Here is a 14521-nt window from a genome sequence, read left to right as displayed (position 1 = left end):
TTTAATTTAATTAATTCCTAAGTTGAAGGTTAATTTTGCGAAATACGAACGTCCATAACCATACAACACGCTTGTAGAACCCTGACTATGTGCCCCATCATTACCAGAAGTACTGTTTAAATATTTTACATCAAACAGATTTCGAGCACCAATTGTTAAATCAAGTTTTTTATTAAAGAAACTTTGTTTTATAGAAGCATCCATCCAATGAAAAGCATCTTGTTTTCCTTTAACTAAAATTTGCTCAGAAGTATTTGACGGATTATTTTTTAGGACAAATTGTTCTTGCGCACCATTGTATTTATAGAAAACTGAAAAAATAGTGTTCCATTTTGGCAACGTATACGAAACATTGGCATTAACCTGTGTTGAGTAGAAGTACTTATTTTTTACTGTATTAATAGCTTCTGCTTCATCGATATCTTGCTTAATTCCTGTTAATGTAAAACCAATACCTCCTGAAAATTGATTCGATTTAAACTGATTCAAATAAGTTAATCCTTGCACATCATACGAATCGATATTTCGATATTGATATTTTAGTGGAGATTCTTCAACAACAATTAGATCAATTTTATCTTTCAAATTTATTTTCCACAACGAAACCTTTTGTTCAATTGCTGTATGAGGTTCTATTTTCCAGTTCTTTTTTAGGTGTAAAAAAGCAGAAACACCTTTCTCTGGATTTAGATTTTCATTTCCTTGTACATTATGATTAACATCTACGAAATACGAATACATTTCATCATAATTTGGCAAACGTGGTGAAGTACCTACAATTGCACGCAATTCCCATTGTTTTCCAAACATATATTTTGCACTCAAACTCATTACATATTGCGTGTCAAATTGCTCCGAAAGCATAATACGAGTACCTGGGCGAAACGAAAATTTATCTGATAAATTGATTTCAGAAGAAGCAAAAAAATCATAAGTTCCTAATTTTCTTTCTATCGGATTTTGAAAAAATTCTCCAGCAGAAGTTGACGCAAAACCTTTTGTTTGATCGATTTCATAACCGAATTGAAAATCGAAATAATCATTTTTATTAATAAAATTACTGAACATTCCTTTCGAATAATATACTTTTCGACTTTCATATTCAAACTTGTTTACATCATGTTCTTTACCTTCAAGAATTTCATAATTGTATGACTTCAATTTTCTTTTTTGTTCTTGATACGAAAATGAAACATCATAATTTATCGCTTTTCTAAATCTACCAGAAGCATTTAAATGATTGTATATACGATCTGTTGTGTAAACTTTATCTTTTCCAAAATAATCTTTTGTAGCTGTTGGTCCATTTTCTATAAATATAGGATTGGGATCATAATATTTAGTTTCTTCATTAAAGTATTCAAACTTATAGAACAAACGATAATTATCTTTTTTGTATTGAATAAATGCTTTAGCAGCGTTTTGTTCCTTTGGCAACCATTCGTAACCTCTTAAACCATTATTGCTTGCATAATTCTTACCTTGTTTTTGATCAAAAAATCCTTGAAAATCATTGCGTGAAAAACTTAAATTAGCGTAGATTTTGTCTGAAAATTTATGCCCGATTTTCAAGGATTGTATATGTCTACCTTTATTTTTCCAATTGTACTCATCTCCAATCGTTTCTTCTTGTAAAGTAGCCGAAATATCGAATTTATTCTTTCCTCCCTTTTTCGTAATAATATTTATTACTCCAGCGATAGAATTTGCACCATATTCCACTCCCATAGCTCCTTCTACAATTTCTATTTGTTGAATATCGTCCAAATTAATTTGAGTTAAATCAGTATTACTGCCTAAACCTTCGTCGTTAATTAATGGAATATTATCTACTAAAATCTTAAAATATTGAGCATCTAAACCAAACATTTTAACACTAGATTTCCCTGTAGAAGAACTCGGAAAAATGTTCATATTAAGTGTTTGATTTAAAACATCTGCAAGTGTATTTCCTGCTTGTCTTTCGATCATTTCCTGAGAAATTACTTTTACTTCGTATATAGATTTTTTTACGGATTGCGTATTGTATTGCCCAGAAATAACTGTTTGTTCTAAATTGATAGTTGAATGATTCGTTATCGAATCATTCTCTTGGGCTTTTAGAGTGATTGTAGTTAGTAAGCTTAATAAGAAAAAGCACCTCTTCATTTGTTTTTATTTTTACTATTTAGAATTAGTCTAATGATTAATAAAAGCAAATGTAATCGATTTTTATATTTTATTTTTATTTATTCTAAATTAAATTAATGAAAATAATCATGAATTAAAATCTATAAACAAAAAAATAGGATTGATAATGTTATCAATCCTATTTTCTGAAATTATGTTTTTCTGTATTCTAATGCGCTTTTCCTAAGCTAAAAACCTTCTTAAAAATCGTTACAATCAATACAACTAATAAACCTGCTACCAAAGCTACTAAAGCTTCGCTAATCATTGCTGGAATGGCTGTTGGAATTATATGATGAATATAATCAATATTGTGAACAAAAATTTGACCCGAAACTAATAACAAAGCAACTGTTCCAACAAAACCTAAAATTTTGATAACATATGGTAAAGCATCAACCAAAAAGTGACCAAATTTAGACACGACTCCTTTATCATGAGAAGCTTTGATTAATTTAAATCCTGCATCATCCATACGAACAATTAACGCTACAATTCCGTAAACACCTATGGTTGCTAAAATCGCAATCAAAGAAACTGTTAATATTTGTGTCATCATCGGTTGCTCTAAAACTGTACTTAAAGCAATAATTACAATTTCAATAGAAAGAATAAAATCGGTAATAATCGCAGATTTTACTTTCGATTTTTCTGAAACTTCCTTTTTGTCTTCTACTTTATCTTCTTGAATAACTTCTGTTCCTTTCTTTGAACGATGAAAAATAAATTCGATAATTTTCTCAACACCTTCAAAAGCCAAATAAAAACCACCTAAAATCAAAATATATTTAATTGCTTCTGGCAGATAATGATTCAGCATCAAAACAATTGGAACAATAATTAGTTTATTGATAAACGAACCTTTAGTAATTGCCCATAAAACTGGAATTTCTCTTGATGATAGAAAACCTGTTGCTTTTTCAGCATTAACAGCCAAATCATCACCTAAAATCCCTGCCGTTTTACTCGCTGCAACTTTAGTTGTTACCGCTACATCATCCATTAAAGCTGCAATATCATCCAATACTGCAAATATTCCTGAAGCCATATTATTGTTATTTTTTTGGTTCGTAAAAGTAAAAAATAATGACAATTTTTTGCAGATTTTTTTAATCTTCTGTCAATAATTCATTTCAAGCAAATTACACTCCATTTTTCTTTTTCATATAGAATCTATTAATTTAAATTAAGCCAATTCAAAAACAAATCAATAATTTTAAGAAGCATTTAATAAAATTCTAAAATGAATAATTCTTTTGAAAATTTAAAGAAACATATACAAAATTATACTTCAATTTCAGACGTAGAGTTTTCTGAATCGATCAAATATTTTGAAGAATTCCATGTGAAGAAAAAAGAAGTTATTCATCAAGCGAATTCAGTTTGTAAGTACAATTATTTTATTGCTTCTGGTTGTATTCGATTATTCTTTATTAATGAAAAAGGCGTAGAACAAACCATAGATTTTGCAATAGAAAATTGGTGGATGACAGATTTGTTTTCCTATATCAATCAACAAAATTCTGAATTTTCAATTCAAGCAGTTGAAAACTCGACTATACTGAAAATGAGTAAAACGAATGAAGATATTTTATGTAAAAAATTTCCTATGTTTAATTTGTATTTCAAGCGAATTTATCAAAAAGCAAATGCAGCTGCGCAAATGCGTTCCAAATATCTAAAACAATTCTCAAAAGAGCAATTTTATCTTCATTTCAAGAAAAATTTCCCTGAGTTTTTACAACGTGTTCCGCAATATTTATTGGCTTCTTATTTGGGTTTCACACCCGAATATTTGAGTGAAATTAGAAAGAAAGAGTTTTCTTAAACTAGTTTAACTTTTTTGCATGAACAATCATCGAACTTTGTTAAAAATTAAAAAAATGAATACACGATTAAACATTCAAAAACTTGAACCAAAAGCTTATGAAGCGATGTATGGTTTAGAGAATTTTTTAGCGAATTCTGAATTAGAAAAAATACATTTAGAACTAATTAAAATAAGAGCCTCGCAAATCAATGGATGCGCCTTTTGCATCAATATGCATACAAAAGATGCAATGAAACTTGGAGAAACAGATCAACGTATTTTTTTATTGAATGCTTGGCGAGAAACAACTCTTTTTACAAAAGAAGAACGCGTGATTTTAGCGATGACAGAAGAGATTACCCATATTAGTCAACATGGTTTGTCTGAAGAAACATACCAAAAAGCTTTGAGTCATTTTTCTGAAAATTATATTGCAATTATAATTATTGCAATTACAACAATCAACGCTTGGAACAGAATTGCAATTAGTTCTCATATGATGGTATAAAATTTTAGCTTCAGAATTCTGAAGCTTTTTTTGTGCTAAAAATCGACTTTCGGATTAAAATAGTTTAATTTTGAACCTTAAATTACCTGACATGAATATTTACGATTTGATTGTTGATGATAAGGAAGAAATTTCTTTGAATGATGTTTTTTTAGATGAGCAAAACATTGCGCAAGTAAAACAATTAATCAAGGAACATAGATATATTGAGGAATTAAGCAAATATAATTTGCCTGTTAATAACAAAGTTTTATTGCATGGTTTTTCTGGTTGTGGAAAAACAACAACAGCAAAAGCTATTGCAAATGAAATCGGAAAACCAATATTGATTCTGAATTTAAGTAATATTGTTTCGTCAAGAATTGGTGAAACATCACAAAATATTAGAATGCTTTTTGATAAAGCTGCGCGCGAAAAAGCTATTCTTTTTCTTGATGAATTTGATCAAATTGGAAAAGCACGTGGAAATGACGACAAAGATGTTGGCGAAATGCGTCGTTTAGTGAATACAGTCATTCAATTGATTGATTATTTGCCTCAAAATTCTTTATTAATTGCTGCTACAAATCATCCTCATATTATAGATGTAGCTTTATTAAGAAGATTTCAGTTAAAAATTGATTTCAAAATGCCAACTTCAGAAATGTTGGATAATTATTATGAAAAAATTTTAAGTGACTTACCAAAAGATATTCAGTCGCTTGAGCGTAAATATAACATTTCGTTTGCAGAAGCAAAAGATTATGCTCTTACAAATGCAAAAGCTTTATTGATTGAAAAATTAGAGCAACAAGAATTGTCTTAATTATAAAAAAAAATAACCTTCATTATAATTAATCGAAGGTTATTCTTGTTTATTTACTTTTCTATTTATTAAATAGATTTATCCCAAATTTTTTCGCGGTATTCTTTTGGCGTCATTCCTGAAACTTTTTTAAATAGTTGCGTAAAATGTGATGCTGTCTGAAAATTAAGTTCAAAAGCGATTTCTGCTATTCTTTTACTAGAATGTAATAATGCTTTACTATAATTAATATCAGTTTCATTTATCCATTGTTTTGGTTTTTTCTGAGTAACATCTTTTACACATTTATTCAAATAATTTTCTGTCACAAATAACTTATCAGCATAAAAAGTAACCCTTTTTTCTTCGATATGATGTTTAAACAACAAATCTTTAAACTGTAGCGTTAGCTCCATTGGACGTGTAGTAGAATTTGGTATTTCATTATACTCGTGATTGAGTAATTTTAACAAAATAACGTGTAACAAAGCGATAACAATATCATTTAAACCAAAATTATTGATAAAAATCTCTTGTTCCATTAAAATCAGTAATTGATTAATCGTACTAAATGTTAAGCTATCTAACGTAAGAAACGGCGACATTAAGTAAATACTCGATTTATATTTAGGTAATTCTAACTCTGATAAAATATGATTTTCATATGCTAAAAAGAAACCTTCGGCATCGTCAGACATTTCGACTGTTGCTGTAATTGTTCCTTGTTTTATAAAAATAATTTCGTTCTCTTTTGCACAATATTCACGATTTTCTAAATATTGTTTAATGCTTCCTTTGGTTACAAAAATGATAAAATTGAACGATGTTCTATACGGAATAACAGGCATTTTTATGCCTTTCAAATAATATTCTAATCGATACAACTGGATATCCGCATTGTTTCCTAAAATTTGATCTGTAAGATTATTAAGAAAAAGTTCTTTGTATTGTGAATTTGATAAAATTTCCATTGTATCGTTCTTATTATTATGTTATTCTCCGAATTTTATGCCAAATTATTTGATTAAGTTTTTAGTTGCTATTTTCTTTAATGAAAATCTTATTTCCAATATTCTTCAACCAAAGAGTAACCCAAGTTCCAAGTACAAATGGAAAAGTGAGTACACCTCCAAATTCACTCAAAATATTGGTTTTAACAATTAAAACATCAATCAAAACTGTAATAAAAACACCTAATAAAACCCAAAAACCATCTATTTTTTTTGTTCCAGCAAATACAATAGCTGTTAAAACAGCATTGAAACCAAATAATCCCATATGAATTTGATCTACTGGTTCTCCAAATAAATTTGAAATTTCTGCACTAAAGATTGAAGCTGCCAAACCATACAAAGCTGCAGCTGGCGAACCAATAAAAACAGCAATAAAAAAGATGATACCAGACAATGGACCACCTTGAAATATTACTTCTCCGAAACCGTTTGTAGATGTAAAAAAATCATTGGCTTCTACTAATGGTTGTGCATCGCTTACACTAGCAGGTCCTATTGTTGTAAAATGATGAATTCCGAAAACTAAAATCCATGTGATCAAAATAAATGGTAAAGTAAAAACTGGAATATTTCTTTTGATAAAAAAATGCTGAATAATTGCTGCTAAAGCAGAAGCTACTACCAACAATATCCATAAAAGAAAAGTAGAGTCGAACATTATTGTTAAAGCTACACCTACTAAGGCTGCACTAAATCCGTATAGACCAGCATTGATTTCTTTTTTGTTGTATTTTAGTAAGATTGCTGTAATTGTACCAATCGCAGTAGATACTAATGCACCAATTCCCCCTTCTATACTTCCTAAAAAAATACCTATTAAAAACAATAAACCTGTGATACTGTTTTCTTGTAACATAATTTGTCCTAAACCTTTTAGAACTTGATCTACGAATGGAACTTTCGTTAAAATTTTGTCCATGTTTTTTTAATTTATTCTATAATTCCCAAAGTAAATCTTGGGTAGCCAAAAAGTAATTGTACATTGCCTCTCCTCCTTGACTTAAAGCTCTTATTACGAAACCGTTTCCGTCTAAAACTGAAATACCAATTTCTACATTTGTATGTTTTTTTGATGTTTCTAATAACGTTTCTACTAACGCTACTTTGTCTGTTTCTGGTTTTGTACTAAAGAAAATAAAACTTCCTTGATGTGTGTAATTTTCTAAAATACCAATGCTACTGATTGGAATTAAATCGGGTTGAATTAAGACATTATCTTTTACAACTAATTTATTTTGATGATAGATTTCTGTCAAATTCTGAAAACGTTTTAATTTAAAAACTTCTCCCGAATGTTTACGTCCACACGTAATAATCTCACTAATTACAATTTGACTATTATCACCAATTGTAATTGCAGCGCTACTTTTAAAATTAGAGTTTTCGTGCGGAACTACTGGATGTGGAACATACGCAAACGATGCATTATCGTGTATATTAATCGTTAACTTTTGTGTTGCTTCGTCATCCATGTTAAACAATCGTTGGTACGATTGTGATTGCAACTGAAGTGCTGCATTGTCTTCTACATCAATATTCAGAATATATTCGTCACCATTCAAAATCCCTGGTGAAGAAGTCATCGTCATTTGATAAAGTTTATTATCTGTTTTTCGTTGTCCAACGGATACTACACGGAAGGGTTTACCTACATACAAATTTTTGACGTAAGATTTTCCTTCCTTGTATCCTGCAACAATATCTAATCTACATTCCATCTTATCTTAAAAGATTTGGTTCTTCGATTTCTTCTAAAAGTGCATATTTTTTAATCCAACCAATAACGCCATCTAAACCTTCTTCTGTTTTTAAGTTTGTGAAAACGAAAGGCGCTCCATTTCTCATGCGTTTTGTATCACTTTCCATCACTTCTAAACTTGCACCTACGTGTGGAGCTAAATCTATTTTATTGATGATTAATAAATCTGAACGTTGGATACCAGGTCCACCTTTTCTAGGGATTTTTTCCCCTTCTGCTACATCAATAATAAAAATTGTAACGTCAGCTAAATCTGGGCTATATGTTGCAGCTAAATTATCTCCTCCACTTTCTATTAAAATTAATTCGATATCTGGAAAACGATCTGCTAACTCATCAACAGCTTCCAAGTTCATACTTGCATCTTCACGAATCGCTGTGTGAGGGCAACCTCCTGTTTCTACACCAATAATTCTTTCTTCTGGTAAAAGACTGTTTTTTGCCATGAATTTGGCATCTTCTGAGCAAAAAATATCGTTTGTGATAACTCCTAAATTGTAGTCACCAAACATTTTTCGACTTAATTTTTCTAATAAAGCTGTTTTTCCAGAACCTACAGGTCCACAAACACCAACTTTAACGTATTTTCTATTTTCCATTTTATATTGTGTTTAAAATTTATGACATGTATAGACGAGAGTATAAACGTTCGTGTTGCATACATCTAATATCAAAAGATGTGTTACACAACCCAACATATTCTCTATCTAATTCTATTGTTTCTTGTGCTGTTTGAGCTATTGTTTCGTACAAATCGAACATTAAATCTTGTCCGTCCAATTGCCCCAAAGGAACCAATTTTACTGCATTTGTAACAATACCTGAAGCCGAAGTGTAATAAAAAGCAAATAATGCTTCGTATAGTGGAATTTGCAATAAACTTGTGTAAATTCCGAAAACTATTGCATAATTAGAATACGCTTCATTTTGTTTTATTCTGCGCTCATATTCTTCTACAAATTCAGACGCTACACGACGCTTAAAAATTTTGATAAGTCGCAAACCTAATTTCTGACTTGCTTGTCTAATTTCTTTTGGCGCTTTAAGAGCAGAACACTCTTCGTCTAATTTCAGAATTTCATTCAAATCCGAATTTTGAGTAGCTTCGTAAGCTAATTTTACAAAAGCACCATCATTATATTTCAGATTATATTTCATCATATTTTCTACAAACTCTTGTGCTGTTTGCTTGTTATTGACAATTCCATTCTGAATATATGTTTCTAATCCGTTTGAGTGTGTATAAGCACCAATCGGTAAAGTAGGATCAGATATATGTAATAAACTTGCTAAAAATTCTTGTTTCATTATTTATCTTATTTAGATAATTTTATTTTCAGATCTTTTGTAGACAATGAACCTCCTACTTTATTATCGCGATGATGATCTACATTTGCATTTAGTAAATGCAGGAGTTTTAGTTCTTGAATTTCTGGTTGATAACCTGCCGATTCTAACCAACGGAAAATCGTTAATTCGAAAGGCATAAGCAATAAATCATTTTGACTATAAAGTGGCATATGTTTATTCCCTATTTCATGGCAAATTGCACTCGTTTCGAGCATAGATTGAGGAGAAAGAACAATTGTTTTTGTTTCTAAGACATTAACAACAATTGCACTTTCATCATCCATAAAAAGGATATCACCATCATGCAATCGTTGTTTATCTTTCAGAAACTTAATGGCAACATCTTTTCCTGCTCTTGTTCTCTTACGTTGAATTCTTTTGGACGTTTCGTACCAATCGAAATCAACATAATCAATCGACTTTATTGTCGGATTTTGAGCGATATTTCCAATTCTTTCGTTAATTATCATCTTGTTTTGATTTTTTGCTAAAATCAAAATTCTTAGAAATTCCTACTCCAAACGTAGAACCGCTGATTCCTGCCACATGGCTTTTTGTCCATCCTTCTTTTGCTTTGGTTTGTAACATTGAAAGTTCTGCAAATTTGAATTTCAATCCCCAACCTCCGCCTACAACTACACCAATCATTGGGTAAGCGCGTAAACGAAATCCGTTAAAATCTTCCATTGATGTAGAAGCTGTTGCAAGTTGTTGTCCCCACACATAATGTGCGTCAAACTGTGCAATTAACAAGAAGTATTTACCAAGCGATAATGACGGACTATACCATATTCCAGCTTCATTTAATTTGTTTACAACATTATGGTCGACAACATTTTGCGTATACGCATAATTTACCCCAATAAGATCATTATTGTTGATAAAATATCCCAATCCAATTGGTGCACTAGAAACTGTACTGCTACTGTTTGTAGGAGTTGTTATTTTAGAATAATCCAATGAACCGTATACCATAAATTGTCCTTTTGGTCCGTCTTCATCACTTTTTAGTCTTGTTCCACCCAATATTTGTGCGTTCATACTTCCTGATAACATCGACATTCCGACTACTGAGATGGAAAAAACTATTTTATTAAAGTTTATCATTTTTTACTTTAAAAACCTGAATTAATATTTCATTAAATTCTTTTTGAAAAGGCTCAGAATTATTCCGAGCCCTTTTTATAACTAAGATTTAGAACAAGTGGTATAATTGTGCTAACGGAACAGTTTCCGATGGTTCGCACGTAATATATTCACCGTCTACGTATACTTTATAGTTTTCTGCATTCACATCGATTTGTGGTGTTTTATCGTTGTGAATCAAATCTTTTTTACCAATATTTCTACAGTTTTTAACAGGTAAGAAAATTCTGTTTAAGTTGTAATTTGCAATTGTTCCATTATCGATAGAAGCTTGAGAAACAAATGTGATATTTGTTTTTTGAACAGCCTTACCAAAAGAACCAAACATATTTCTGTAAATAACTGGTTGCGGAGTTGGAATAGATCCGTTTGGATCACCCATTTTACTACCTGCGATAAATCCTCCTTTTAAGATCATTTCTGGTTTAACACCAAACATTGCAGGTTTCCAGATTACTAAATCGGCAATTTTACCAACTTCAACAGACCCTACATATTCAGAAATACCATGAGCAATTGCAGGGTTGATTGTATATTTAGAAATATAACGTTTTGCACGGAAGTTATCGTTGTCATGACCTTTGTCTTCTGCGATTTCTCCACGTTGATCTTTCATTTTACTTGCCGTTTGCCAAGTTCTTGAAATTACCTCACCTGGACGTCCCATTGCTTGTGAATCTGAACTCATGATACTGAAAACTCCCATATCATGTAAAATGTCTTCTGCAGCAATAGTTTCTGGACGAATACGAGAATCAGCAAATGCTACATCTTCTGGGATATTTTTACTTAAGTGGTGACAAACCATTAACATATCCAAGTGCTCATCAATTGTGTTCACTGTATATGGACGTGTTGGGTTTGTAGAAGCTGGCAATACATTTGGATACATTGCAGATTTGATAATATCTGGCGCGTGACCTCCACCAGCTCCTTCTGTATGGAAAGTATGGATTACACGACCGTTGATCGCCTCCATTGTATCTTCTAAGAAACCACCTTCATTTAATGTATCTGTGTGAATAGCAACTTGTACATCATATTTATCAGCAACTCTTAAAGCAGCGTCAATTGTAGATGGAGTTGCTCCCCAGTCTTCATGAATTTTTACTCCTAAAGCTCCAGCTTCAATTTGTTCTTCAATTGGCTCAACTGTTGCGCAGTTTCCTTTACCAAAAAATCCAAAGTTCATTGGAAAAGACTCAGTCGCTTCCATCATTTTTTGAATATTAAATTTACCTGGTGTAACTGTTGTTGCATTAGAACCATCGTTAGGACCTGTACCACCACCAATCATTGTTGTAATACCACTGAATAAAGAAGTATTAATTTGTTGTGGAGAAATGTAGTGAATGTGCGTATCGATACCACCCGCAGTTACAATCATTCCAGCACCATTGTGTACTTCTGTAGAAGCACCGATAATCATTCCTTCAGTAACGTCGTCCATTGTATCTGGGTTACCAGCTTTACCAATTCCTACAATTTTACCATCTTTGATCCCGATATCTGCTTTTACAATTCCCCAGTGGTCAATAATAATTGCACGTGTTATACAAAGGTCTAATACACCTTCAGCACGTAATTTTGTAGAGTTTTGTCCCATACCATCACGTACAGTTTTTCCTCCTCCAAAAATTGACTCATCACCATAATGCCCAAAATCGTCTTCGATTTCGATGATAAGATTTGTATCTCCTAAACGAACTTTATCTCCCGTTGTAGGTCCTAAAATATTTGCGTATTGTTTTCTATCTACTTGTAAACTCATTTTTAAAGACTTTTAAAATTTTGAGATTTCATATTTTCTAATGCTTTTTGTTTTTGCTCTTCCGAGTCAACAGAACCTTGAACAAGATTGCTGAATCCGTACATTTTTTTATCTCCAGCGATTTCTACTAATTCAACTTCTTTTTCTTCTCCTGGCTCAAAACGAATAGCTGTACTTGAAATAATGTTTAATCTTTTCCCGAAAGCAATCTCACGATCAAAAAGCATCGCTTTATTTACTTCGAAAAAGTGGAAATGTGACCCAACTTGAATTGGTCTATCACCTGTATTAATTACATTAATTTTTACTGTATTTCTACCTTCGTTACAAACGATTGTTCCTTCTTTTACAAAAATTTCTCCTGGTATCATTTTTCTTTTTTTTAGGGATTAACGAATAGGATTGTGAACTGTTACCAATTTTGTTCCGTCAGGAAAAGTAGCTTCTACTTGTACATCGTGTATCATTTCTGCAACTCCTGGCATTACGTCATCCACAGTTAAGATGTTCGCACCTTCTTGCATCAATTCTGCAACTCGTTTTCCATCTCTTGCACCTTCCAAAATGAAATGGCTGATAAGTGCAATAGATTCTGGGTAATTTAATTTTACTCCTCTAGCCTTTCTTTTTAAAGCAAGCTCACCAACAGTGTGTAGCATTAGCTTCTCTAACTCGCGCGGTGTTAAATGCATTTTTTTATTTTTTAAAAATTAGATATATGTTTAGTCCATCCAAACCTAAATGGATGTTCATTTTTTGTTATAATTACAAACAATAATTATTGCCGCTTTTAATAAAAAAGCGTTTCAGATTTTAGATATAAATTGTAGTAGAAAAGATTAATAATCTATCTGCAAGGAATGAAATAAGATGTACTTTGGTAAGTAATTACCAATTTGTATGGGTACAATTTGTAAAGATGTTTGCGATAGTTTTTGATGAAAATAAGTCGTCAAAAACGTAACAAATAAATCATAGTCAAACGTAAAAGCTTCTAATTCGTTTTTACTTTCATCAGCTGATAATAAATTGAAGTTATCAAACTGAACATTAAGTTTAGTTCCACAATCTATTTGTTCTGGGTGTTCTCTATTAACATCGATATAATTTCTCGAATGAGAAATCTTCGATATACTTATTACCGCAGTAATAAATAATGTTATAAATAATATAGAAAATACCTTTTTCATTTCTGATGTAAATTTAGAATTTTTAGTCTAGACCTTTATTACTTAAATAATCCGATAAATATTCAAAAACGTGACAATTTACTTTTTTTGTACTATTCTAAAATCTTTTTCAACAAGATTCAACTTTCACACAAACATCTTTATTTAACTGTTTTTCAGACGTTTAATTATTGTTAAAAAAACTCTTATTTTAATAATAATCAATTATTTAATTCCTACGGAAGTTTCCAAACCAAATCAACTGCAACATAATGCACACCCGATTTTGCTTCTGAATAGTTTCTAATCAAATTGTTAACATAACCAATATCCATCGTTAATGGAGAATTTGGAATTTGGAACATATAATAAAGCCCCAAACGTGTTTCTTTGTACGCATACTTTGTCCAATGTTTGTCAACATCGTTCATATAACTTGTCGCAAATAATCCTTCAGCACTTAATGCTAAAGATTGCTTGTTCTTTTCTGAAAGTGGATACGTTAATTGTGACTTAACTCGAGTTCTTAATTGAAAATTTTCATCAACTTTATTGAAATCTGCATCAAAGAATTTTCTAAATTCCTGTCTAATCGTATTCTTCCATTTAAACTTTCCAAAGTTTACTGTATAAGCATAACGCCCATAAACTCTAAATTCCTGCTCTATTCCTTCTTTGTGATAAGGCGCTTCAGAATCAAATTCATTTTGACGACGATAACTTACCGCATAACTATATTGTTGATTTGGTTTGAATTTATTGTAAACCTCATAATTTAATACCCAAATAGCTGGTTTATCAACTGGATTATAATTATCTGGCGAACTTTTACGCCCCATTCCAACATATGCAACTCCATATTTATTCCCTGTAGAATCTAATTTGTGTTGCACTCCGAAAGCTGCCCAAGAAGCCGTTTTAGCTTTTCCTAAACCTGGAGGACTCAGCTGCCCAAAGCTATTTGTAAGTGTAAATAAAAAAGCAGCAACTATACTTATTTTGCGTGAAATTGAAATCATTTATCTTGTTTTGTTATTTTTAA

17 protein-coding genes are annotated in these 14521 nt (G+C 31.2%); 3 read left to right on the top strand and 14 right to left on the bottom strand.

Going from position 1 to position 14521, the window contains the following annotated elements; translation table 11 throughout:
- Positions 1-6: 6 nt before the first annotated feature.
- A complete protein-coding gene (locus AC2I98_RS00935) occupies positions 7-2148 on the bottom strand; it encodes a TonB-dependent receptor plug domain-containing protein (RefSeq protein WP_486412778.1) in 2142 nt (713 codons plus the stop codon).
- Positions 2149-2338: 190 nt separating this feature from the next.
- The gene (locus tag AC2I98_RS00930; protein ID WP_486412777.1) at positions 2339-3217 is read right to left on the bottom strand and encodes a DUF808 domain-containing protein; all 879 of its coding nucleotides are present in this window, start codon (positions 3215-3217) and stop codon (positions 2339-2341) included.
- 195 nt (positions 3218-3412) lie between these two features.
- Between AC2I98_RS00930 and AC2I98_RS00925 the strand changes: the two genes are divergently transcribed.
- The 3 genes from AC2I98_RS00925 to AC2I98_RS00915 all read left to right on the top strand — a co-directional run bounded on the left by AC2I98_RS00925 (position 3413) and on the right by AC2I98_RS00915 (position 5292).
- The gene (locus tag AC2I98_RS00925; RefSeq protein WP_486412776.1) at positions 3413-3997 is read left to right on the top strand and encodes a Crp/Fnr family transcriptional regulator; all 585 of its coding nucleotides are present in this window, start codon (positions 3413-3415) and stop codon (positions 3995-3997) included.
- Between the two features lie 55 nt (positions 3998-4052).
- Entirely contained in the window at positions 4053-4487 is a 435-nt protein-coding gene (locus tag AC2I98_RS00920; protein ID WP_486412775.1) for a carboxymuconolactone decarboxylase family protein, read from the top strand.
- Positions 4488-4578: 91 nt separating this feature from the next.
- Positions 4579-5292 (top strand): AAA family ATPase, encoded by a 714-nt coding sequence (locus AC2I98_RS00915; protein WP_486412774.1) that lies wholly within the window; start codon positions 4579-4581, stop codon positions 5290-5292.
- A 68-nt stretch (positions 5293-5360) separates the two neighbouring features.
- On the opposite strand, the gene AC2I98_RS00910 is transcribed toward AC2I98_RS00915, so the two are convergent.
- The 12 genes from AC2I98_RS00910 to AC2I98_RS00855 all read right to left on the bottom strand — a co-directional run bounded on the left by AC2I98_RS00910 (position 5361) and on the right by AC2I98_RS00855 (position 14498).
- Positions 5361-6242: a helix-turn-helix domain-containing protein gene (locus tag AC2I98_RS00910; RefSeq protein ID WP_486412773.1), complete on the bottom strand. Its 882-nt coding sequence runs from the start codon at positions 6240-6242 to the stop codon at positions 5361-5363.
- A 61-nt stretch (positions 6243-6303) separates the two neighbouring features.
- A complete protein-coding gene (locus AC2I98_RS00905) occupies positions 6304-7203 on the bottom strand; it encodes an urea transporter (protein WP_486412772.1) in 900 nt (299 codons plus the stop codon).
- A gap of 16 nt (positions 7204-7219) precedes the next feature.
- On the bottom strand, positions 7220-8002 hold the full coding sequence (locus AC2I98_RS00900) for an urease accessory protein UreD (RefSeq protein ID WP_486412771.1): 783 nt from the start codon (positions 8000-8002) through the stop codon (positions 7220-7222).
- Position 8003: 1 nt separating this feature from the next.
- A complete protein-coding gene (gene ureG / locus AC2I98_RS00895) occupies positions 8004-8642 on the bottom strand; it encodes an urease accessory protein UreG (protein ID WP_486412770.1) in 639 nt (212 codons plus the stop codon).
- A 19-nt stretch (positions 8643-8661) separates the two neighbouring features.
- Complete coding sequence (locus tag AC2I98_RS00890; protein ID WP_486412769.1) at positions 8662-9351, bottom strand: urease accessory protein UreF; 690 nt, start codon at positions 9349-9351, stop codon at positions 8662-8664.
- Positions 9352-9359: 8 nt separating this feature from the next.
- The gene (locus AC2I98_RS00885) at positions 9360-9863 is read right to left on the bottom strand and encodes an urease accessory protein UreE (RefSeq protein WP_486412768.1); all 504 of its coding nucleotides are present in this window, start codon (positions 9861-9863) and stop codon (positions 9360-9362) included.
- On the bottom strand, positions 9853-10500 hold the full coding sequence (locus tag AC2I98_RS00880; RefSeq protein ID WP_486412767.1) for a hypothetical protein: 648 nt from the start codon (positions 10498-10500) through the stop codon (positions 9853-9855). The genes AC2I98_RS00885 and AC2I98_RS00880 overlap by 11 nt, the downstream gene beginning before the upstream one ends.
- Positions 10501-10588: 88 nt before the next feature.
- Positions 10589-12310 (bottom strand): urease subunit alpha, encoded by a 1722-nt coding sequence (ureC, locus tag AC2I98_RS00875; RefSeq protein ID WP_486412766.1) that lies wholly within the window; start codon positions 12308-12310, stop codon positions 10589-10591.
- A gap of 2 nt (positions 12311-12312) precedes the next feature.
- On the bottom strand, positions 12313-12681 hold the full coding sequence (ureB, locus tag AC2I98_RS00870) for an urease subunit beta (protein ID WP_486412765.1): 369 nt from the start codon (positions 12679-12681) through the stop codon (positions 12313-12315).
- Positions 12682-12699: 18 nt separating this feature from the next.
- On the bottom strand, positions 12700-13002 hold the full coding sequence (gene ureA, locus AC2I98_RS00865) for an urease subunit gamma (RefSeq protein ID WP_486412764.1): 303 nt from the start codon (positions 13000-13002) through the stop codon (positions 12700-12702).
- A 147-nt stretch (positions 13003-13149) separates the two neighbouring features.
- A complete protein-coding gene (locus AC2I98_RS00860) occupies positions 13150-13500 on the bottom strand; it encodes a hypothetical protein (protein ID WP_486412763.1) in 351 nt (116 codons plus the stop codon).
- Positions 13501-13715: 215 nt separating this feature from the next.
- Positions 13716-14498: a DUF2490 domain-containing protein gene (locus AC2I98_RS00855; protein WP_486412762.1), complete on the bottom strand. Its 783-nt coding sequence runs from the start codon at positions 14496-14498 to the stop codon at positions 13716-13718.
- Positions 14499-14521 lie beyond the last annotated feature (23 nt).

Source organism: Empedobacter sp. EJD.6dd (assembly GCF_057369435.1).
The sequence above is the reverse complement of the archived record's forward strand: the minus strand, read 5'-3'. Positions and strand labels throughout refer to the sequence as shown.

Bases quoted from the DNA above. Each gene is read 5' to 3' on its own strand.
- AC2I98_RS00935 (WP_486412778.1), bottom strand. From the start codon at position 2,148: ATGAAGAGGTGCTTTTTCTTATTAAGCTTACTAACTACAATCACTCTA.
- AC2I98_RS00930 (WP_486412777.1), bottom strand. From the start codon at position 3,217: ATGGCTTCAGGAATATTTGCAGTATTGGATGATATTGCAGCTTTAATG.
- AC2I98_RS00925 (WP_486412776.1), top strand. From the start codon at position 3,413: ATGAATAATTCTTTTGAAAATTTAAAGAAACATATACAAAATTATACT.
- AC2I98_RS00920 (WP_486412775.1), top strand. From the start codon at position 4,053: ATGAATACACGATTAAACATTCAAAAACTTGAACCAAAAGCTTATGAA.
- AC2I98_RS00915 (WP_486412774.1), top strand. From the start codon at position 4,579: ATGAATATTTACGATTTGATTGTTGATGATAAGGAAGAAATTTCTTTG.
- AC2I98_RS00910 (WP_486412773.1), bottom strand. From the start codon at position 6,242: ATGGAAATTTTATCAAATTCACAATACAAAGAACTTTTTCTTAATAAT.
- AC2I98_RS00905 (WP_486412772.1), bottom strand. From the start codon at position 7,203: ATGGACAAAATTTTAACGAAAGTTCCATTCGTAGATCAAGTTCTAAAA.
- AC2I98_RS00900 (WP_486412771.1), bottom strand. From the start codon at position 8,002: ATGGAATGTAGATTAGATATTGTTGCAGGATACAAGGAAGGAAAATCT.
- ureG (WP_486412770.1), bottom strand. From the start codon at position 8,642: ATGGAAAATAGAAAATACGTTAAAGTTGGTGTTTGTGGACCTGTAGGT.
- AC2I98_RS00890 (WP_486412769.1), bottom strand. From the start codon at position 9,351: ATGAAACAAGAATTTTTAGCAAGTTTATTACATATATCTGATCCTACT.
- AC2I98_RS00885 (WP_486412768.1), bottom strand. From the start codon at position 9,863: ATGATAATTAACGAAAGAATTGGAAATATCGCTCAAAATCCGACAATA.
- AC2I98_RS00880 (WP_486412767.1), bottom strand. From the start codon at position 10,500: ATGATAAACTTTAATAAAATAGTTTTTTCCATCTCAGTAGTCGGAATG.
- ureC (WP_486412766.1), bottom strand. From the start codon at position 12,310: ATGAGTTTACAAGTAGATAGAAAACAATACGCAAATATTTTAGGACCT.
- ureB (WP_486412765.1), bottom strand. From the start codon at position 12,681: ATGATACCAGGAGAAATTTTTGTAAAAGAAGGAACAATCGTTTGTAAC.
- ureA (WP_486412764.1), bottom strand. From the start codon at position 13,002: ATGCATTTAACACCGCGCGAGTTAGAGAAGCTAATGCTACACACTGTT.
- AC2I98_RS00860 (WP_486412763.1), bottom strand. From the start codon at position 13,500: ATGAAAAAGGTATTTTCTATATTATTTATAACATTATTTATTACTGCG.
- AC2I98_RS00855 (WP_486412762.1), bottom strand. From the start codon at position 14,498: ATGATTTCAATTTCACGCAAAATAAGTATAGTTGCTGCTTTTTTATTT.